Origin of the sequence: Enterobacter cloacae complex sp. 2022EL-00981, from assembly GCF_028737495.1 — a bacterium.
In the GTDB taxonomy this organism is placed as follows: Bacteria; Pseudomonadota; Gammaproteobacteria; order Enterobacterales; family Enterobacteriaceae; genus Enterobacter; species Enterobacter cloacae.
This window is the reverse complement of sequence record NZ_JAQZRK010000010.1, coordinates 21,570-40,553: the sequence shown is the minus strand read 5'-3', so window position 1 is coordinate 40,553 and position 18,984 is coordinate 21,570. Positions and strand designations below refer to the sequence as shown.

Here is an 18,984-nt window from a genome sequence, read left to right as displayed (position 1 = left end):
CACAACGGAGAGAGAAATTATGTTTGAACCTATGGAACTGACCAACGACGCGGTGATTAAAGTCATCGGCGTCGGTGGCGGCGGCGGTAACGCCGTAGAGCATATGGTGCGCGAGCGCATTGAAGGTGTTGAATTCTTTGCGGTTAACACCGATGCACAGGCACTGCGTAAGACGGCAGTTGGCCAGACTATCCAGATTGGTGGTGGCATCACCAAAGGTCTGGGCGCAGGGGCTAACCCGGAAGTGGGTCGCAATGCGGCTGAAGAAGATCGTGAAGCGCTGCGTGCTGCATTGGAAGGTGCGGACATGGTCTTCATCGCAGCAGGAATGGGTGGCGGTACAGGTACCGGCGCAGCACCTGTTGTGGCTGAAGTGGCTAAAGATTTAGGTATCCTGACCGTTGCTGTCGTGACCAAGCCTTTCAATTTTGAAGGCAAGAAACGTATGGCCTTCGCGGAGCAGGGTATCACCGAGCTGTCCAAGCATGTGGACTCGCTGATCACCATCCCGAACGACAAGCTGCTGAAAGTGCTGGGTCGCGGTATCTCTCTGCTGGATGCCTTTGGCGCAGCAAACGACGTGCTGAAAGGCGCGGTTCAGGGTATCGCTGAACTGATTACCCGTCCTGGCCTGATGAACGTTGACTTTGCTGACGTTCGCACCGTGATGTCCGAAATGGGCTACGCGATGATGGGCTCCGGCGTGGCGAGCGGTGAAGACCGTGCGGAAGAAGCGGCTGAAATGGCTATCTCTTCTCCGCTGCTGGAAGATATCGATCTGTCGGGTGCGCGTGGCGTGCTGGTCAACATCACCGCTGGCTTTGACCTGCGTCTGGATGAGTTCGAAACCGTGGGTAACACCATCCGTGCGTTCGCCTCTGACAACGCGACCGTGGTAATCGGTACCTCCCTTGACCCGGAAATGAACGACGAGCTGCGTGTAACGGTTGTTGCTACCGGTATCGGTATGGACAAGCGCCCTGAAATCACTCTGGTGACGAACAAGCAGACTCAGCAACCGGTAATGGATCGTTACCAGCAGCACGGTATGTCTCCTCTGACTCAGGAGCAAAAACCGGCCGCGAAAGTGGTTAATGACCCAACGCCGCAAACGGCGAAAGAGCCAGATTATCTGGATATCCCGGCGTTCCTGCGTAAGCAAGCTGACTAAGAATTGGCTGGAATTTGGGGATTTCCGCTCTTTGTGCTAAACTGGCCCACCGTTAGTGATATACACTCTCGGTTGGATAGTTAATTTGGCGAGATTATACGATGATCAAACAAAGGACACTTAAACGTATCGTTCAGGCGACGGGTGTCGGTTTACATACCGGCAAGAAAGTCACCCTGACGTTACGCCCTGCGCCGGCCAATACCGGGGTCATCTATCGTCGCACCGACTTGAATCCACCGGTAGATTTTCCGGCCGATGCCAAATCTGTGCGTGATACTATGCTCTGTACTTGTCTGGTGAACGAGCATGACGTGCGGATTTCTACCGTAGAGCACCTGAACGCCGCCCTGGCGGGTCTGGGTATCGACAACATTATTGTTGAAGTCGATGCGCCAGAAATCCCGATCATGGATGGTAGTGCTGCTCCGTTCGTTTATCTGTTGCTGGATGCCGGCATCGAAGAACTGAACTGCGCGAAGAAATTTGTTCGCATCAAAGAGACCGTTCGCGTCGAAGATGGCGACAAGTGGGCTGAATTCAAACCGTACAATGGTTTCTCGTTGGACTTCACCATCGATTTTAACCATCCGGCGATTGATGCCAGTACCCAGCGCTATGCGATGAACTTCTCTGCTGATGCGTTTATGCGCCAGATCAGCCGTGCTCGTACTTTCGGCTTCATGCGTGATATCGAATATCTGCAGTCCCGCGGCCTGTGCCTGGGCGGCAGCTTCGATTGTGCCATCGTTGTTGACGATTATCGCGTACTGAACGAAGACGGTCTGCGTTTCGAAGATGAATTCGTTCGCCACAAAATGCTTGATGCAATTGGCGACTTGTTCATGTGTGGTCACAACATTATTGGTGCATTTACCGCGTTCAAATCCGGTCATGCGCTGAATAACAAACTCTTGCAGGCCGTCCTGGCAAAACAGGAAGCCTGGGAGTATGTGACCTTCGAAGACGAAGCTGAACTGCCGCTGGCCTTCAAAGCCCCTGGCCTGGTTCTGGCGTAACGGTTCAAGCCGTTTCGTAAAAAAATCGACTGGTTAACCTGGTACTCTCTCCGACCAGGGAAACCAGTCGTTTTTATTTTTACCTTTCTTCATTTTGCCCCAGCTTCCCCTTTCGCTTAGCAAGCGTAGAAAATCTGTGCGTTAGCTGCATTCTTGACCGTTTTTCCCCGCTGCAGTACGTCATTCCTGCTGCTGTGTATTGGCTTTAGTGGTAATATCTGGGCGCTTAAAAGAATAACTGAACTCAGCCTGTGTAAGACGGGCTTATGTGGTGGAGCAAGTGAGCGGAATTCTGACGCGCTGGCGACAATTTGGCAGACGTTACTTCTGGCCGCATCTCTTATTAGGGATGGTCGCGGCGAGTTTCGGCTTGCCTGCGCTCAGCAACAGCGCTGAAGCTGCCACACCGGCAAAGACGTCAACCACCAAACACGATCTCACCGCGCGCGTTAACTTCACCAATCTTGCGTGGCTTGAAGCCAGCCGCCGTCCTAACTTTTCGGTAGATTACTGGCAGCAGCACGCCATCCGCACGGTTATTCGCCATCTGTCATTTGCAATGGCGCCGCAGGCCATACCGGTTGCTGAAGAGACGCTGCCGGTTCAGGCGCAACACCTTGCGCTGCTGGATACGCTCAACGCGCTGTTGACGCAGGACAGCCAGCCAGCTGTTAGCGTTCCGCAGACAGCGCAATCCGTCGTTGTTTCACCCGCCACATTCTCTGTCTCGACGTGGATAAGCCAGGTTCACGGCATCCGCGCCGGGCCTCAGCGCCTCAGTTAAATTAACCGTTTTCAATACCTTAATTTATCTGCCCGTTATGGGGCGTTTGAGAATTTATTATGCTAATCAAATTATTAACCAAAGTTTTTGGTAGTCGTAACGATCGTACCCTGCGCCGTATGCGCAAAGCTGTCGCTGTCATCAACGGTATGGAACCGGCGATGGAGAAGCTGTCTGATGACGAGCTGAAAGCGAAAACCGCAGAATTCCGCGCACGCCTGGAAAAAGGCGAAACCTTAGAAAGCCTGATCCCGGAAGCCTTCGCGGTTGTGCGTGAAGCGAGTAAACGTGTATTCGGCATGCGTCACTTCGACGTGCAGCTGCTGGGCGGTATGGTGCTTAACGAGCGCTGCATCGCGGAAATGCGTACCGGTGAAGGTAAAACCCTGACCGCGACGCTGCCTGCCTACCTGAACGCACTGACCGGTAAAGGCGTGCACGTCGTGACCGTCAACGACTATCTGGCACAGCGTGACGCCGAAAATAACCGTCCATTGTTCGAATTCCTGGGGATGACCGTCGGCATCAACATGTCCGGTCTCCCTGCGCCAGCCAAGCGCGAAGCGTATAACGCCGATATCACCTACGGTACCAACAACGAATACGGCTTCGACTACCTGCGTGACAACATGGCGTTCAGCCCTGAAGAACGTGTGCAGCGTAAATTGCACTATGCGCTGGTGGATGAGGTGGACTCCATTCTGATCGATGAAGCGCGTACCCCGCTGATCATCTCCGGCCCGGCCGAAGACAGCTCTGATATGTACCGTAAAGTCGACAAAATCATTCCACACCTGCTGCGTCAGGAGAAAGAAGACTCCGATACCTTCCAGGGTGAAGGCCACTTCTCCGTTGATGAAAAAGCGCGCCAGGTGAATCTGACCGAACGTGGTCTGGTTAAAATTGAAGAGCTGTTAGTGGCTGAAGGCATCATGGAAGAGGGTGAGTCTCTTTACTCCCCGAGCAATATCATGCTGATGCACCACGTGACTGCCGCACTGCGCGCCCATGCGCTGTTCACTCGCGACGTCGACTACATCGTCAAAGACGGCGAAGTCATCATCGTTGATGAGCACACCGGCCGTACCATGCAGGGTCGTCGCTGGTCTGACGGTCTGCACCAGGCCGTTGAAGCCAAAGAAGGCGTGGATATTCAAAACGAAAACCAGACGCTGGCGTCTATTACCTTCCAGAACTACTTCCGTCTGTACGAGAAGCTGGCAGGGATGACCGGTACAGCAGATACCGAAGCGTTTGAATTCAGCTCCATCTACAAACTGGATACCGTTGTCGTTCCAACCAACCGTCCAATGATCCGTAAGGACATGCCGGACCTGGTCTACATGACCGAAGCGGAAAAAATTCAGGCAATCATCGAAGATATTCGCGAGCGTACTGCTAAAGGCCAGCCGGTTCTGGTGGGGACCATCTCCATCGAGAAATCCGAAGTGGTGTCTAATGAGCTGACCAAAGCGGGTATCAAGCACAACGTACTGAACGCCAAATTCCACGCCAAAGAAGCAGATATCGTTGCGCAGGCAGGTTATCCGGCGGCCGTGACCATCGCCACCAACATGGCGGGTCGTGGTACCGATATTATGCTGGGCGGTAGCTGGCAGGCCGAAGTGGCTGAGCTGGAAAACCCAACGCCGGAACAGATTGCGCAGATCAAAGCCGACTGGCAGGTGCGTCATGACGCGGTTCTGGCATCTGGTGGTCTGCACATCATTGGTACCGAGCGTCACGAATCACGTCGTATCGATAACCAGCTGCGTGGTCGTGCAGGTCGTCAGGGTGATGCCGGTTCTTCCCGCTTCTACCTGTCGATGGAAGATGCGCTGATGCGTATCTTCGCCTCTGACCGTGTTTCCGGCATGATGCGTAAGCTGGGGATGAAACCAGGTGAAGCCATTGAGCACCCATGGGTGACCAAAGCGATTGCCAACGCGCAGCGTAAAGTGGAAAGCCGCAACTTCGATATTCGTAAGCAGCTGCTGGAATATGATGACGTCGCCAACGATCAGCGTCGTGCTATCTATACCCAGCGTAACGAACTGCTGGACGTATCCGACGTGAGCGAAACCATCAACAGCATTCGTGAAGATGTGTTCAAAGCGACTATCGATGCGCACATTCCGCCTCAGTCTCTGGAAGAGATGTGGGATATCGAAGGCCTTCAGGAGCGCCTGAAAAACGACTTCGACCTCGACCTGCCAATCAAAGAGTGGCTGGATAAAGAGCCTGAGCTGCACGAAGAGACCCTGCGCGAACGTATTTACGAAACCGCGCTGGAAGTATACAAGCGTAAGGAAGAGGTTGTGGGCGCTGAGATGATGCGTCACTTCGAAAAAGGGGTGATGCTGCAGACGCTGGACTCACTGTGGAAAGAGCACCTGGCGGCGATGGACTACCTGCGTCAGGGGATCCACCTGCGTGGCTATGCGCAGAAAGATCCTAAGCAGGAGTACAAGCGCGAATCCTTCTCGATGTTTGCCTCCATGCTGGAGTCGCTGAAATATGAAGTTATCAGCACCCTGAGCAAAGTGCAGGTGCGTATGCCGGAAGAAGTGGAAGCGATGGAGCAACAGCGTCGTGAGGAAGCCGAGCGTCTGGCACAGATGCAGCAGCTCAGCCACCAGACTGACGATAGCGAAGCCGCTGCGGCGATCGCCGCACAAACTGGCGATCGCAAAGTGGGGCGTAACGATCCGTGCCCATGCGGTTCCGGTAAAAAATATAAGGCGTGCCACGGCCGTCTGAGCTAAGTTCATAAAAAACGAAAAGGCGCAGAAATCTGCGCCTTTTTTATGGAAGTGACAATATGAAAATACTGCAAATTGCTGTCGGGATTATTCGCAACCCGCAAAACCAAATCTTCATTACGCAACGTGCCGCTGACGCCCATATGGCAAACAAGTGGGAGTTTCCTGGCGGGAAAATCGAGTCCGGTGAAACGCCGGAGCAGGCGCTGGTGCGTGAGCTTCAGGAAGAGGTCGGCATTACTCCGATTGGCGCAACGCTGTTTGATAAGCTGGAATACCAGTTTCCGGATCGTCACATCACGCTGTGGTTCTGGCTTGTGGAAAGCTGGGAGGGGGAACCCTGGGGGAAAGAGGGTCAACCGGGTGGCTGGGTTTCGCTTCACGCGAGTGATGCCGAAAAATTTCCTCCGGCAAATGCGCCCGTTATATCCCGGCTAACGGGCAACCTGTAGGCCTGCTAAGCGAAGCGCCAGCAGGCTTTGAACTCTACTGCTGGTTCTCGCTCCAGTCATCGCTGTCCGAGAGATCGCCTTCACTTGGAATGCGTTTCTCTTCCGCCGCCCATTCGCCCAGGTCAATTAACTGACAGCGCTTACAGCAGAATGGGCGAAACGGACTCACCTCTCCCCAGACAACAGTTTTGCCACAGGTTGGGCAGTTTACGGTGGTTACATCAGACATAGGCACTCCTTAACAACAGGCCAGTTCAAAATCGAGGCGTTCCGGCACGGTGCCATTTTCACTATCCAGCGGCATAAAGCGAATCGCAAAACGACTCTTATGCCCGGAGATTTGCGGGTAAAGCTGTTCACCTAAAGAGAGGTTCAGACGCAGCAGATCCGCATCATCACCGTTGTCCTGGTAGAAACCGTTCAGGCTGGTTTGCTTGCGGAATGGCGCCGAGTTACGGATGAGATCGAGGATCAGGGATAACGTCTGATGCATTGGCTCCAGGCTGTCCAGCCAACTTTTCACCTGTGCATCACGCTGGACCTGCGGCATATGCAGCCACATATGCAGTGTCGGCAGGTCAAAGCTGCAGCAGCCGCCCGGGATACTCAGGCGCTGGCGCACCAGCCCGATTAAGCGGTCTTCACGCAAAAACTGCCCAACGCGGGGAGCGGCCATCAGCGTACTGCTGCTGTTTTTAAGCTGTTGACGGAGTGAATCAATGCGGCTCTGGTCAACGCCCGGTACTTCGGCCCAGGCCTGTAATTTACGCTGCTGGCGCTCCAGCTCTTTCAGTAGCTCGGTGCGAACGTCGCCTCGTTCAATTACATCCAGAAGATCGCCCACATTGCGGAAGAAGTGCAGCGCCGTCGCATGATCGTTGATGGGCAAATGTTGTGAGAGTTGTTGAATCAGAAATTCGATACGCAGCCAGGTACGCATTTTTTCGTTGAGCGGATGCTCAAAAAGGATGTGGGTCGACATTATGGTTTTTCCTGTGCAACGGCCTGCGCGGCATACGTCAGATACTGCGCGTGCAGGCGGGCAACATCCGATGCAATGGCATCTGGTGCGCCGTTATTATCAATAACATCATCCGCAACGGCAAGGCGCTGAGCGCGCGTGGCCTGAGCGGCAAGAATTTGTTCAGCCTGTTCGCGCGAGACATGGTCGCGCGCCACGGTGCGCTGGATTTGCGTTTCGGGTGAGACATCAATGACCAGTACCCGGTCGGCTTTATTGTGCAGTTGATTCTCTACCAGCAGCGGAACCACCCACAGAACATACGGCGAGCGGGCTGCGGCAATCTGACGCTGGGTTTCCTGGTGGATCATGGGGTGGAGCAGAGCATTAAGCCAGGCCTTTTCTGAAGAATCAGAAAAAATGCACTCACGAAGCTTGCGGCGATTTAGCGTGCCATCCGCGTTGATAATTGCCTGACCAAAATGTGCCTTAATGGCGTTTAGTGCGGGTGTATCTGGCTCTACCACCTGACGGGCAATGATATCGGCATCGATTATGGTGATACCCAGACGAGAAAATGCGTCCGCAACGGTACTTTTCCCGCTACCGATGCCGCCGGTTAATGCGACGATATACCCCATTAAATCAAATCCTGGGAATTATTCATTATTAAAATCAGTTGGTTAAAATTCAAACGTGCGCCAGCCACTGTTTGGCTCTCTTTACCGGCTTTTTACCAGGTAAATTTATAGGATTGTAGCGTAAAAAAAGAGAATTTCGCAGTCTTGCGGAGCAGGTATTAGTGCGTATGATAACGTCACTGGAGTTGTGCTTTTAACATATTTGCCTCTAACCCCAGGAATCCGCACATGCGTATCGAAGAAGATCTGAAGTTAGGTTTCAAAGACGTTCTTATCCGCCCTAAACGCTCTACACTGAAAAGTCGCTCAGACGTTGAACTCGAACGTCAATTCACCTTTAAACATTCCGGTCAGACCTGGTCTGGCGTGCCGATCATCGCAGCCAATATGGATACGGTGGGAACCTTCGAGATGGCGACCGCGCTGGCGAAATTCGATATCCTTACCGCTGTGCATAAGCACTACAGCCCGGAAGAGTGGAATGCCTTTATCGCCTCTGCATCGGACGATGTGGTGAAGCATGTCATGGTTTCCACCGGTACCTCCGATGCCGATTTCGAGAAGACCAAACAGATTCTTAACGCTAACCCGGCGCTCAATTTTGTCTGTATTGATGTGGCAAATGGTTACTCCGAGCACTTCGTGCAGTTTGTCAGCAAGGCGCGTGAGGCCTGGCCCAGCAAAACCATTATCGCGGGCAACGTGGTAACCGGTGAAATGTGTGAAGAGCTGATCCTTTCCGGTGCAGACATCGTAAAAGTGGGCATTGGCCCGGGTTCCGTGTGTACCACGCGTGTGAAGACCGGTGTGGGTTACCCGCAACTTTCTGCGGTGATTGAGTGTGCTGATGCCGCGCACGGTCTGGGCGGCCAGATCATCAGCGACGGCGGTTGCACCATGCCGGGTGATGTCGCGAAAGCCTTTGGCGGCGGCGCGGATTTCGTGATGCTTGGCGGCATGCTGGCGGGTCATGAAGAGAGCGGCGGTACCGTGGTTGAAGAGAACGGCGAGAAGTTCATGCTGTTCTACGGCATGAGCTCAGAATCAGCAATGACCCGTCACGTAGGTGGCGTGGCAAAATACCGTGCTGCGGAAGGCAAAACCGTGAAGCTGCCCCTGCGTGGCCCGGTCGAAAACACGGCTCGTGACATCCTGGGCGGCCTGCGTTCCGCATGTACCTACGTTGGGGCATCCCGTCTGAAAGAGCTGACAAAACGTACGACGTTTATCCGCGTTCAGGAGCAGGAAAACCGCGTTTTCAATAGCCTGTAATGTTTCCGCTGGCGTATGTCCGTACGCCAGCGTTATCCCGCGCTCATTGCATCCCCGAGATGGAAAATGGGCTGATACATCGCCACCACCAGCGTACCGATAATCACCCCCGTCACAATCAGAAGCACTGGCTCCAGAAGCGCGGCCAGATTATCTGCCAGTTGAAAGGTTTGCTCCGTATGATGGCGGGCAAGGTTTTCCAGCATAATATCGAGTGACCCAGAGACCTCTCCGGTGCGTATGAGTTGAATGCACAGCGGGGTAAAGACGGCCGCTTTCTGAAATGAAGACCAGACGGTAAAGCCTTGTTCAATGTCCCCACGAACGCTGCGCAATATGCCTTGCCAGTACCGGCTATCAACAGTTTCTTCTGCGCTCTGTAATCCCTGTAAAAAGGGGATGCCCGCCTGCTGGGTGAGTGACAGTACGGTAAAGATCTGCCCCAGTTTTTGCCCTCTAGCCAGCCTTCCCGTCACGGGAATATGCATCAGGATACGTTGCCAGCGCGGATCCTGTCGCAGCGCCCAGGCGATGGTCACGGGAATAAGCAACAGCACGAACAGGGCGATGGCGTATGTCTGGATAAACGCCGACAGGCCCATGACCATCTGTGTCAGCAGCGGCAGGGGAGTATTAAACGTTTTGTAGATGGCCGCGAACTCCGGCAAGACCAGGGTGACCATGGCCAGAACGACCAGAACGGCCAGCGCCAGGATGATCGTCGGATAGCGCAACGCCTTCTTCACTTTTGCCGTGAGTTGCTGCTGGGATTGTTGCTGCTGAGCGAGCTGGCGGCAGCACGTTTCCAGCTTTCCCGTTAGCTCCCCTGTTTTTACCATCGAGACATACAGCGGGCTAAATACCGCAGGCCATCGCTTCAGCGCCTCTGAAAAGGCGCATCCCTCGCTCAGATCATCATTCATGTTTTCCAGCAGCGCCTGCCAGTGTTTGACAGGATGCTGCTCGGCCAGCATTTGCAGACTTTGCGATAACGTCAGGCCAGCCTGCAACAGCGTGGCAAGCTGGCGAAACATCTCATAGCAATGCTGGGGTCGCCAGCGGTGCGTCAGCGAGCATCGGGTGAGCGAAAGTGGGTGTAACTCTTTACGCATCAGCCTGACGAAGGCCGTTTCGCGATCTGGCGCCCACAGCACCCCACACAGAGATTCGCCTTCACTGGATAGCGCCCGCCAGCGCCAGAGATGATTAACACTCATTGGGCATTCCCAGCACGCGCAGCAACTCTTCGAGCGTGGTGAGTCCTTGCTCAACGGCCAGACAACCCTGCTCAAATAACGATGTCATTCCCGCCTGACGGGCGCTGGCTTCGATGACCTCTATCGAGGCGCCACTGGCGATGGCCTGCCGGAGCGTGGTGTCGATGGCGAGGACTTCAAAAATGGCGACGCGGCCATAAAAGCCGTGATAGCAGCGATCGCAGCCGCCAGGTTGCCAGCGAGGAAGCGGCCGGGGCCATACGGTGCGCGGTAATTCTGCGCGGCTGTTGGCTTCCTGCCGACAGTGAGGACACAGACGACGCACCAGTCGCTGGGCAATCACCAGCGAAAGTGCAGAGGAGATCATCCAGCGTGCGACCCCCATCTGCTGCAGGCGAATGACGGTTTCCGTCGTGGAGTTGGTGTGCAGTGTCGACAGCACCAGATGCCCGGTCTGTGCGGCGTTAATGGCGATCTCTGCCGTTTCACTATCGCGGATTTCGCCTACCATAATGATGTCCGGATCCTGGCGCAGGAGCGCCCGCAGAACGCTCTGAAAGGTTAAGCCCGCACGGGGATTAATCTGCGTTTGGTTCAGCCCCGCAAGCGGGATCTCGATCGGATCTTCCACGCTGCAGATGTTAACGTCAGGGGTATTACGCGCCTGCAATGCGCTATAGAGCGTGACCGTTTTTCCGCTGCCAGTGGGGCCCGTGACCAAAATCAGCCCCTGCGGTTGATGAAGGATCTCGTTAAAGCGGGCCAGCTGTTTCGCACTCATTCCCAGTTTTTCGGGTTCCAGCGCCTGATGAACCTGATGCAGCAGGCGCAGCACAATTTTCTCTCCGCCGCTGCAGGGAAGCGTGGCGATGCGAAAAGAGACCGGCTCGCTTGCCAGTTCAATCGTAAATTGACCATCCTGCGGTAAACGGCGCTCCGCAATATCCAGTTGGCCCAGCACTTTTAAGCGAGCGGTGAGGGTATTTGCCACCGCTGCAGAAAGCGGAGGCAGCGGACAAAGCACACCGTCAATACGCAAGCGGACCTGACAGATATCCCCCATCGGTTCGATATGAATGTCAGATGCGCGCTGGTTGATCGCCTGCTGCAGGGTGTGGTTGAGAATATCCACCGTGTTATGCGGCGTTAAAACAACCGGGAGGTGTGATTGCGCGGTTAACTGCCGGTGTTTTTCCATGCGCTCCGCTGTCCAGCATTCAATATCAATACGTTTTTGCGTGGCGAAACGCAGCGCTTCCATCATTTCAGCGGCGGGATTTCCCACGACGGCGATGCTAATCATGTCGGCGTCGCTGGTCAGCAGCAAAGCATGGTGGCGCTGGCACAGGGTGACGAGTTGATCTGAATTCATTATCCGCTCCTGTCAGTTACTGTCGAAACGGAAAACATCTTCGCAGGCCTCTTTGAGCGCACCGTCATTGCTGATATTGCAGCTACGTTTCCAGCCCGTCATACCGTTGCCACTACTCCATTGCGGCGTCACCACCACCTCAAGTCCGTTAAGGCTCTCCTGCCCGGTTAACGACACGACGCCCTGCGTCACGCTCATTCCCGAGACATAGCGTGTTGTTGTTGGAGAAGGGATACCGTTACTGCCGCCGTCGCAGCTCGTTACGCCGCCATGTTCCAGGGCACAAAGCTCAATCGCCGTGCGATAGGGCACGAACGTTTGTAGCATGTCGGTCAGGGCCGCTTTTCGCAGGTAGTTCTGGTAGGCGGGAATACCAATGGCGCTCAGGATGGCAATAATGCCGATTACCACCATCAGCTCAATGAGCGTGAAGCCTTGTTGTCTGTTCATATCTGCTCCTCAGGGTTAAGTGGCGCTACTCTGACAGCGGGGAAAAAAGCAGACGAGGGGCAAAAAATAGAACGTGAAGCGGCGTTCAGGGAATTTGCGCGTACTTGCAGAGAAGAACAGAGAGATTGCGAGGAGGGCTGAAATTTCCCCTCTCCAGCAGAGAGGGGAAACGACGTTATTTGAAGCGCATGGAGAGATCGAGGGCGCGAACGTGCTTGGTCAGCGCCCCGACAGAAATGTAGTCCACACCGGTTTCGGCGAATTCACGGATCGTTTCGAAGGTGACGTTCCCTGAAACTTCGAGCTGTGCCTGGCCGTTGGTGAGCTTCACCGCCTCGCGCATCTGTGCTGTTTCAAAGTTATCGAGCATGATGATATCGGCACCGGCCTTGATGGCCTGCTCCAGCTCTTCGAGGTTTTCAACTTCCACTTCAACCGGCACATCCGGGTGCAGCCAGAAGGCTTTCTCCACCGCCTGACGCACGGAGCCAGAGGCAATAATGTGGTTCTCTTTAATCAGGAAGGCGTCGGACAACCCCAGACGGTGGTTGGCTCCCCCGCCACAAAGCACCGCGTACTTTAATGCCGTGCGCAGACCTGGCAGCGTTTTACGGGTGTCCAGCAGTTGCGTATGGGTACCGGCCAGCAGGTCAACGTAACGACGCACTTCACTTGCCACCCCTGACAGGGTCTGCACAAAGTTAAGCGCGGTACGTTCACCGGTCAGCAGCACGCGGGACGGGCCTTCAAGCTCAAACAGCGGCTGGTTTGCGGTAATGGCGTCACCGTCTTCAACATGCCAGGTGATTTGCACCTCATCGCCGGCCAGTTGAGTAAAGACCTCTTCAACCCAGCGCTTGCCGCAAAACACGCCATCTTCACGGGTGATGATCACGGCGTGTGAGCGTGTCTCTTTCGGCAATAATTGTGCGGTAATATCGTTGTCCGCGCTGACGTCACCGCCCAGATCTTCTTTCAAAGCATGGGCAACGCTTGCCGGAATATCCATATTAATACGTTCCAGAAGCGCTTCACGTCGGTGGTCGGGGTTGTAGCGGCGAGACGGCATGATAAAACTCCAAATTGGTAACGAATCATAATATTGAAACATGCTACTCTGAACCGAGTAACAGCACCATACATAAGGAGTTCCAGCATGTTGTTAGAAGACGGATGGCTGGTGGATGCGCGGCGTGTACCCTCGCCGCACCACGATGGCCGCCCGGAGGATGAAAAGCCCACACTGCTGGTGGTTCATAACATTAGTCTCCCGCCGGGTGAGTTTGGCGGTCCGTGGATCGATGCGTTATTCACGGGAACGATAGATCCCGATGCCCATCCTTTCTTTGCTGAGATTGCGCATCTGCGCGTATCGGCGCACTGCCTGATCCGTCGCGATGGCGAAGTGGTTCAGTATGTTCCTTTTGATAAGCGCGCCTGGCATGCGGGTGTCTCGATGTATCAGGGGCGCGAGCGTTGCAATGACTTCTCTATTGGGATTGAACTGGAAGGCACGGACACCACCCCTTATACCGATGCACAGTACCAGCGGTTGGTGGATATCACCCAAACGCTTATCAGGCTTTACCCTGCGATTGCAGAGAACATGACGGGACACTGTGATATCGCCCCGGCGCGAAAAACCGATCCTGGCCCTGCATTTGACTGGCCCCGGTTTCGCGCCATGCTTACCGCGTCGTCAGAATAAGGAGATAACATGACGTTGTTTACCATGCTGCTGGTCATCATCGCAGAACGCTTGTTCAAACTCGGTGAGCACTGGCATCTGGATCACCGGCTGGAGGTGCTTTTCCGCCGGATTAACCATTTTTCCATGCTGCGTACGCTGCTGATGACCGCGGGCGTGATGGTGATTACGTTCTTGCTGCTGCGCTCGTTATACGGCCTCTTTTTCAACGTGCCGCTACTGGTGGTGTGGATCCTGCTCGGCGTGCTGTGCATTGGCGCAGGCAAAGTGCGTATGCACTATCACGCTTATCTGAAAGCCGCTTCCCGTGATGATGCGCATGCACGTAGCGCCATGGCCAGCGAGCTGACGATGATCCACGGCGTGCCGCCGGATTGCGATGAACGCGAGTTCCTGCGTGAACTGCAAAACGCGCTGCTGTGGATTAACTTCCGCTACTACCTGGCGCCGCTGTTCTGGTTTGTGGTGGGGGGCCCGTGGGGGCCGGTACTGCTGATGGGATATGCGTTCCTGCGCGCCTGGCAGACCTGGCTTGCCCGCTATCTCACCCCGCATGAACGTTTGCTCTCCGGCATTGATGCGATCCTGCACGTGCTCGACTGGCTTCCGGTTCGTCTGGTGGGTGTGGTCTACGCGCTTATTGGCCACGGCGAAAAAGCGCTCCCGGCGTGGTTCGCGTCGCTTGGCGACCGTCATACCTCGCAGTACCAGGTGCTGACACGCCTGGCGCAGTTCTCTCTGGCGCGTGAGCCGCATACCGACAAGATAGAAACGCCTAAAGCGGCGGTCTCGATGGCGAAGAAAACGTCGTTTGTGGTGGTCGTTATCGTAGCGTTGCTAACCATTTACGGCACGCTGGTCTGAACCCGCGTGCCGTAGCGGTTAAGGCGTATCTGCAGGCGGGATGCCAAAATCTGGCATCCCGTTTTCGTGCCAGCGGACGAGCTTCAGGCGGGTATGACGATTGGGGTCATAAAGCGGATCGCCTTCAATTTCGGTGTAATTTCGCGCGTGATACACCAGCACATCTTCTCCTTCCGGCGTTTGTGTAAAGCTGTTATGGCCTGGCCCATACTGGCGGTTTTCGTAGCTGGTGACGAAGACCGGGCGCGAGGCCTTGTGCCAGTTGGCAGGATTTTGCGGATCGGCATTGATCTCTGTCCACAGCAGTCCCATGCAGTAGTTCTCGTCGGTCGCGCTGGCGGAATAGCTGATAAACAACTTGTCGCCGTGGAACAGCACCGCCGGGCCTTCGTTGACCCAGAAGCCCCGGCACTCCCAGTCATATTCCGGTTTACTGAGCATCACCGGCTCGCCTTTCAGCGTCCACGGGTTCTCCATTTCACATAAATAGAGATTGGAGTTGCCGGAGATATCCGGGGCTTTTTGCGCCCACAGATACCAGCGTTTCCCCTGATGCACGAACGTGGTCGCGTCCAGCGCAAAGGTGTCGAACGGCGTTTTTACCTGGCCTTTTTCAGTCCACGTGCCGGTTAGCGGGTCGCGGTCGGCACACTCCAGCACAAACATGCGGTGCTGGAACATGCCCAGACCATCCAGCGCCTGGGTGTGCGCGGCGGCAAAATAGATGTACCACTTACCGTCGATATGATGCAGTTCCGGTGCCCAGATAAGCTGGCTCATTGGGCCGGTCTGCGGTTTGCGCCATACGACCACCTCGTCGGCACTGCGCAGCCCTTCCAGCGACGCTGCCCGGCGGATCGCCAGCCTGTCGTATTGCGGCACGGAGGCGATAAAATAATATTGCCCTTCATGGCGCAGAATGTACGGGTCGGCGCGTTGTTCAATAAACGGGTTAGGCCAGTTATGCATGCGGCGTTCCTTCTTTTGTTTCGACTCTCGTTTCCTGCCAGGCGTTCAGTTCGCTGTAGTTGGCGCGGCGTTTCTCCAGGTCGAGCTGGATCTGTTTCATGGTTTCCCGATCCACTTTCAGCAGTCGCACTACGCCGGCAGTGATCAAATAACCTACGCCCGGGATCACCGTAAACAGCAGGACGATCCCGTTAATAGCATCCGCGCTTTGTGCTTTCGCGCCGGCGTCGTAGCCATACCAGGAGAGCAGGAAGCCCACCATCGCGCCGGCAATCGCCAGCCCCAGCTTGAGGAAGAAGATATTGCCCGAGAAGCTGATCCCGGTGATGCGTTTACCGGTTTTCCATTCGCCATAGTCGTCCACATCAGCCATCAGCGACCAGTGCAGTGGCGACGGGATCTGGTGAAGAATGTTAAGCAGGAAGTAGAGCACCACGATGGTGACGGTCGCTTTCGGGTCGAAGAAATAGAACGCGCAGGAGAAAAGCGCCAGCACGATGTTGGTCCAGAAGAACACTTTCAGTTTACACCAGCGGTCGGTCAGCACTTTCGCCAGCATACTGCCGAGCATCATTCCCACCACGCCCAGGCTGATAAACAGGGTGGCAAAGTGAGTGCTCTGGCCCATTACCCAGGTGACGTAATACATGGTGGCCGCCATGCGGATAAAGCCCGGGCAGACGTTGCAGAGGGTCAGCAGCAGAATGCGTACCCACTGGTCGTTTTTCCATACGTCCTTCAGATCGTTTTTCAGCTCATCATGGGTCTGCACCGCCGGACGTACGCGCTCGCGCACGGTGGCGAAGCAGAACAGGAACATACAGGTACCAATCAGCGCCAGCACGGTCATCGCCATCTGGTAGCCTTTGGCTTTGTTATCGCCACCAAACCAGTCCGCCATCGGCAGGAGCGTGAGCGACAGTAAAAGCGTGGCAATACCCACCATCACAAAGCGATAGGACTGGCAGGCCACGCGCTCTTTTGGGTCATTGGTGATCACGCCGCCCAACGAGCAGTAGGGAATGTTGATGGCCGTATAGGTTAACGAGAGCAGGAAGTAGGTCACAAAGGCATAGATAACTTTGCTGTTATAGCTCCAGTCTGGCGTGGTGAACATCAGGATACTGAATAGCGCATAGGGGAACGCAATCCACAAAAGCCATGGACGAAACCGCCCATATTTACTGCGGGTACGGTCCGCGATGGCCCCCATGATCGGGTCCGTAACGGCATCAATGACGCGCACGGACAGCAGCAACACGCCGACCAGTGCAGGTGCCAGACCGAAAATATCGGTATAAAAATAATTAACAAACAACATGATGGCGCCGAAGATGATATTGCATCCTGCATCGCCCATCCCATAGCCGATCTTCTCTTTTACTGACAGTTTATTGTTATCCATTGACTGCTCTCCGGGTGACGGTATGGAGAGAATTATTTGCTGGCTAATCGATATATGCGTTGCAGTATCAGGGCGGTGATATGGATAAAGCGGCTGACGAGGTGAATTTGTGAGGAAGGTAACAAACGCTCAGCACCCGCGAAACGAGTGCTGAGCTGAAGGGCTATTAATGTGCTTTTACGGTTTTACCGTTTTTCTGTTTTACCAGATACCCCACGCCGAGGATCGCAATCCAGACCGGGATCAGGTAAACGGAAATTGCCATGCCTGGGGTGAGTAGCATAATCACCAGCACGCCCGCCATAAATAGCAGGCAAACCCAGTTACCCAGCGGATAGAGCAGGGCAGGGAAGCGGGTGGTTACGCCCTGCTGCTGTTTAGCGCGGCGGAACTTGATGTGCGCCAGGCTGATCATCGCCCAGTTAATCACCAGAGCCGAGACCACCAGGGCCATCAGCAGGCCAAACGCCGATTCGGGGGCCATGTAGTTAATCAGCACGCAAAGCGCCGTCACGATAGCCGAAACAATGATGGTATTGACCGGCACGCCGCGCTTATCGACGTTCAGCAGGGCTTTTGGTGCGTTACCCTGCTGCGCAAGGCCGAACAGCATGCGGCTGTTGCAGTACACGCAGCTGTTGTAGACGGAAAGCGCCGCCGTCAGCACGACGATATTGAGCGCATTCGCCACGAAGGTATCGCCCAGTTCGTGGAAGATAAGGACGAACGGGCTGGTGTCGGCCGTGACGCGTGTCCACGGCAGCAGCGAGAGCAGAACGGCCAGTGAACCCACATAGAAGATCAGAATTCGGTAGATAACCTGATTCGTCGCTTTCGGGATGCTTTGCTCCGGGTTGTCGGCTTCAGCGGCGGTGATCCCCACCAGCTCCAGCCCCCCGAAGGAAAACATAATAATGGCCATCATCATCACCAGACCGGTCATCCCGTGAGGCAGGAATCCACCTTGCTCCCAGAGGTTACGCACCGTGGCCTGTGGGCCACCGTTGCCGCTGAACAGCAGCCAGCCGCCAAAGATAATCATCGCCACCACGGCAATGACTTTGATGATGGCAAACCAGAACTCCATCTCACCGAACACTTTTACGTTGGTCAGGTTGATGGCGTTGATAATGACGAAGAACGCTGCCGCAGAAACCCAGGTTGGGATCTCGGGATACCAGAACTGAATGTATTTCCCCACGGCGGTCAGTTCTGCCATGGCCACCAGAACGTAAAGCACCCAGTAGTTCCAGCCGGAAGCGAAACCGGCAAAACTGCCCCAGTATTTGTAGGCAAAGTGACTGAACGAGCCTGCAACCGGCTCTTCAACGACCATTTCACCTAACTGGCGCATGATCAAAAACGCAATAAAACCTGCGATAGCGTAACCCAAAATAATGCCTGGACCGGCCGACTGGATGACGGATGCGCTTCCCAGAAACAGGCCAGTGCCGATAGCACCACCCAATGCGATGAGCTGTATATGGCGGTTTTTAAGGCCGCGCTTTAGCTGATCGCCGTGCTGTTGAGCTTCCATTTGAAACCTCGTGTGTGGTTGTTATGTTCACGCTGTGCGTGTGTAATTATGAATATCCGTTTTCTGTATTTATTTCTTTACGGTTAATAAGACCGAAAAAAGCGGAGATGTCTTCCGTAAGCGCAAGAATAGTGGTAAGCGCCTGTGAATGCACCTGCTTTATGAAGGGCTGATGACGAGTTGAATAAAAAGAAAGCATTTGTAAATCGCACCGTTAATTCTTACTACCCCAACCTATAGAATAGAAATGCCTTAAAAGCGGGCGAATTTTCATTTTTTGCGTTGTTGAATCGCTTCAGATTGCAAAAACCCTCGTTTCATTATGGTTAAAACTCCCTCTTTGGTAGTAATCAGCTCATTTGTGCAAAGTTACATTTCTGAAACGTTATTTCTGTAAGGT

18 protein-coding genes are annotated in these 18,984 nt (G+C 54.6%); 8 read left to right on the top strand and 10 right to left on the bottom strand.

Annotated features, from left to right (window positions below):
• The first annotated feature begins 19 nt into the window (after positions 1 to 19).
• The 5 genes from ftsZ (at position 20) to mutT (ending at position 6,188) form a co-directional block, all read left to right on the top strand.
• The gene (gene ftsZ, locus PUZ33_RS10980; protein ID WP_008501978.1) at positions 20 to 1,171 is read left to right on the top strand and encodes a cell division protein FtsZ; all 1,152 of its coding nucleotides are present in this window, start codon (positions 20 to 22) and stop codon (positions 1,169 to 1,171) included.
• 101 nt (positions 1,172 to 1,272) lie between these two features.
• Positions 1,273 to 2,190, top strand: a complete 918-nt coding sequence (lpxC, locus tag PUZ33_RS10975; protein WP_013095578.1) for a UDP-3-O-acyl-N-acetylglucosamine deacetylase — start codon at positions 1,273 to 1,275, stop codon at positions 2,188 to 2,190.
• A 280-nt stretch (positions 2,191 to 2,470) separates the two neighbouring features.
• Positions 2,471 to 2,974, top strand: coding sequence for a secA translation cis-regulator SecM (gene secM / locus PUZ33_RS10970; RefSeq protein WP_029882703.1), 504 nt, complete (start codon positions 2,471 to 2,473; stop codon positions 2,972 to 2,974).
• Positions 2,975 to 3,033: 59 nt separating this feature from the next.
• Positions 3,034 to 5,739 carry a preprotein translocase subunit SecA gene (gene secA / locus PUZ33_RS10965; RefSeq protein ID WP_013095581.1) on the top strand — a complete coding sequence of 902 codons (2,706 nt, stop codon included), beginning with the start codon at positions 3,034 to 3,036 and terminating at the stop codon, positions 5,737 to 5,739.
• 56 nt (positions 5,740 to 5,795) lie between these two features.
• Complete coding sequence (gene mutT, locus PUZ33_RS10960; RefSeq protein ID WP_013095582.1) at positions 5,796 to 6,188, top strand: 8-oxo-dGTP diphosphatase MutT; 393 nt, start codon at positions 5,796 to 5,798, stop codon at positions 6,186 to 6,188.
• Between the two features lie 34 nt (positions 6,189 to 6,222).
• Here the strand turns inward: mutT and yacG are convergent, their stop codons facing one another.
• The 3 genes from yacG to coaE are packed head-to-tail and all read right to left on the bottom strand — an operon-like array spanning position 6,223 to position 7,790.
• The gene (gene yacG, locus PUZ33_RS10955) at positions 6,223 to 6,417 is read right to left on the bottom strand and encodes a DNA gyrase inhibitor YacG (RefSeq protein ID WP_003856332.1); all 195 of its coding nucleotides are present in this window, start codon (positions 6,415 to 6,417) and stop codon (positions 6,223 to 6,225) included.
• 9 nt (positions 6,418 to 6,426) lie between these two features.
• Positions 6,427 to 7,170: a cell division protein ZapD gene (gene zapD, locus PUZ33_RS10950; RefSeq protein ID WP_013095583.1), complete on the bottom strand. Its 744-nt coding sequence runs from the start codon at positions 7,168 to 7,170 to the stop codon at positions 6,427 to 6,429.
• Complete coding sequence (gene coaE / locus PUZ33_RS10945; protein ID WP_058681539.1) at positions 7,170 to 7,790, bottom strand: dephospho-CoA kinase; 621 nt, start codon at positions 7,788 to 7,790, stop codon at positions 7,170 to 7,172. The genes zapD and coaE overlap by 1 nt, the downstream gene beginning before the upstream one ends.
• A 228-nt stretch (positions 7,791 to 8,018) precedes the next feature.
• Here coaE and PUZ33_RS10940 point away from each other — a divergent pair, with 228 nt between their 5' ends.
• On the top strand, positions 8,019 to 9,062 hold the full coding sequence (locus PUZ33_RS10940; RefSeq protein WP_023620004.1) for a GMP reductase: 1,044 nt from the start codon (positions 8,019 to 8,021) through the stop codon (positions 9,060 to 9,062).
• A 32-nt stretch (positions 9,063 to 9,094) separates the two neighbouring features.
• Here PUZ33_RS10940 and hofC read toward each other — a convergent pair whose 3' ends face one another.
• From hofC to nadC, 4 genes are all read right to left on the bottom strand, one after another.
• Positions 9,095 to 10,279 carry a protein transport protein HofC gene (hofC, locus tag PUZ33_RS10935; protein WP_058681540.1) on the bottom strand — a complete coding sequence of 395 codons (1,185 nt, stop codon included), beginning with the start codon at positions 10,277 to 10,279 and terminating at the stop codon, positions 9,095 to 9,097.
• Positions 10,269 to 11,651, bottom strand: a complete 1,383-nt coding sequence (gene gspE / locus PUZ33_RS10930; RefSeq protein WP_058681541.1) for a type II secretion system protein GspE — start codon at positions 11,649 to 11,651, stop codon at positions 10,269 to 10,271. The genes hofC and gspE overlap by 11 nt, the downstream gene beginning before the upstream one ends.
• Positions 11,652 to 11,663: 12 nt before the next feature.
• Positions 11,664 to 12,101: a prepilin peptidase-dependent pilin gene (gene ppdD, locus PUZ33_RS10925; protein WP_023620000.1), complete on the bottom strand. Its 438-nt coding sequence runs from the start codon at positions 12,099 to 12,101 to the stop codon at positions 11,664 to 11,666.
• A gap of 175 nt (positions 12,102 to 12,276) precedes the next feature.
• Entirely contained in the window at positions 12,277 to 13,170 is an 894-nt protein-coding gene (nadC, locus tag PUZ33_RS10920; protein WP_058681542.1) for a carboxylating nicotinate-nucleotide diphosphorylase, read from the bottom strand.
• An 87-nt stretch (positions 13,171 to 13,257) separates the two neighbouring features.
• Here nadC and ampD point away from each other — a divergent pair, with 87 nt between their 5' ends.
• Positions 13,258 to 13,809: a 1,6-anhydro-N-acetylmuramyl-L-alanine amidase AmpD gene (ampD, locus tag PUZ33_RS10915; RefSeq protein ID WP_047352025.1), complete on the top strand. Its 552-nt coding sequence runs from the start codon at positions 13,258 to 13,260 to the stop codon at positions 13,807 to 13,809.
• 9 nt (positions 13,810 to 13,818) lie between these two features.
• Entirely contained in the window at positions 13,819 to 14,673 is an 855-nt protein-coding gene (ampE, locus tag PUZ33_RS10910; RefSeq protein WP_020688508.1) for a beta-lactamase regulator AmpE, read from the top strand.
• 18 nt (positions 14,674 to 14,691) lie between these two features.
• Here ampE and PUZ33_RS10905 read toward each other — a convergent pair whose 3' ends face one another.
• The 3 genes from PUZ33_RS10905 to aroP form a co-directional block, all read right to left on the bottom strand.
• Positions 14,692 to 15,642, bottom strand: a complete 951-nt coding sequence (locus PUZ33_RS10905; protein WP_058681543.1) for a glycoside hydrolase family 43 protein — start codon at positions 15,640 to 15,642, stop codon at positions 14,692 to 14,694.
• Positions 15,635 to 17,047 (bottom strand): glycoside-pentoside-hexuronide (GPH):cation symporter, encoded by a 1,413-nt coding sequence (locus tag PUZ33_RS10900; protein ID WP_058681544.1) that lies wholly within the window; start codon positions 17,045 to 17,047, stop codon positions 15,635 to 15,637. Before PUZ33_RS10900 ends, PUZ33_RS10905 begins: the two co-directional genes overlap by 8 nt.
• Before the next feature lie 166 nt (positions 17,048 to 17,213).
• Complete coding sequence (aroP, locus tag PUZ33_RS10895; RefSeq protein WP_013095594.1) at positions 17,214 to 18,584, bottom strand: aromatic amino acid transporter AroP; 1,371 nt, start codon at positions 18,582 to 18,584, stop codon at positions 17,214 to 17,216.
• Positions 18,585 to 18,984: the final 400 nt, after the last annotated feature.

What these genes read in the sequence shown, in the direction of transcription:
- ftsZ (WP_008501978.1), top strand. Translation starts at nt 20, where the DNA reads ATGTTTGAACCTATGGAACTGACCAACGACGCGGTGATTAAAGTCATC.
- lpxC (WP_013095578.1), top strand. Translation starts at nt 1,273, where the DNA reads ATGATCAAACAAAGGACACTTAAACGTATCGTTCAGGCGACGGGTGTC.
- secA (WP_013095581.1), top strand. Translation starts at nt 3,034, where the DNA reads ATGCTAATCAAATTATTAACCAAAGTTTTTGGTAGTCGTAACGATCGT.
- mutT (WP_013095582.1), top strand. Translation starts at nt 5,796, where the DNA reads ATGAAAATACTGCAAATTGCTGTCGGGATTATTCGCAACCCGCAAAAC.
- yacG (WP_003856332.1), bottom strand. Translation starts at nt 6,417, where the DNA reads ATGTCTGATGTAACCACCGTAAACTGCCCAACCTGTGGCAAAACTGTT.
- zapD (WP_013095583.1), bottom strand. Translation starts at nt 7,170, where the DNA reads ATGTCGACCCACATCCTTTTTGAGCATCCGCTCAACGAAAAAATGCGT.
- coaE (WP_058681539.1), bottom strand. Translation starts at nt 7,790, where the DNA reads ATGGGGTATATCGTCGCATTAACCGGCGGCATCGGTAGCGGGAAAAGT.
- PUZ33_RS10940 (WP_023620004.1), top strand. Translation starts at nt 8,019, where the DNA reads ATGCGTATCGAAGAAGATCTGAAGTTAGGTTTCAAAGACGTTCTTATC.
- hofC (WP_058681540.1), bottom strand. Translation starts at nt 10,279, where the DNA reads ATGAGTGTTAATCATCTCTGGCGCTGGCGGGCGCTATCCAGTGAAGGC.
- gspE (WP_058681541.1), bottom strand. Translation starts at nt 11,651, where the DNA reads ATGAATTCAGATCAACTCGTCACCCTGTGCCAGCGCCACCATGCTTTG.
- ppdD (WP_023620000.1), bottom strand. Translation starts at nt 12,101, where the DNA reads ATGAACAGACAACAAGGCTTCACGCTCATTGAGCTGATGGTGGTAATC.
- nadC (WP_058681542.1), bottom strand. Translation starts at nt 13,170, where the DNA reads ATGCCGTCTCGCCGCTACAACCCCGACCACCGACGTGAAGCGCTTCTG.
- ampD (WP_047352025.1), top strand. Translation starts at nt 13,258, where the DNA reads ATGTTGTTAGAAGACGGATGGCTGGTGGATGCGCGGCGTGTACCCTCG.
- ampE (WP_020688508.1), top strand. Translation starts at nt 13,819, where the DNA reads ATGACGTTGTTTACCATGCTGCTGGTCATCATCGCAGAACGCTTGTTC.
- PUZ33_RS10905 (WP_058681543.1), bottom strand. Translation starts at nt 15,642, where the DNA reads ATGCATAACTGGCCTAACCCGTTTATTGAACAACGCGCCGACCCGTAC.
- PUZ33_RS10900 (WP_058681544.1), bottom strand. Translation starts at nt 17,047, where the DNA reads ATGGATAACAATAAACTGTCAGTAAAAGAGAAGATCGGCTATGGGATG.
- aroP (WP_013095594.1), bottom strand. Translation starts at nt 18,584, where the DNA reads ATGGAAGCTCAACAGCACGGCGATCAGCTAAAGCGCGGCCTTAAAAAC.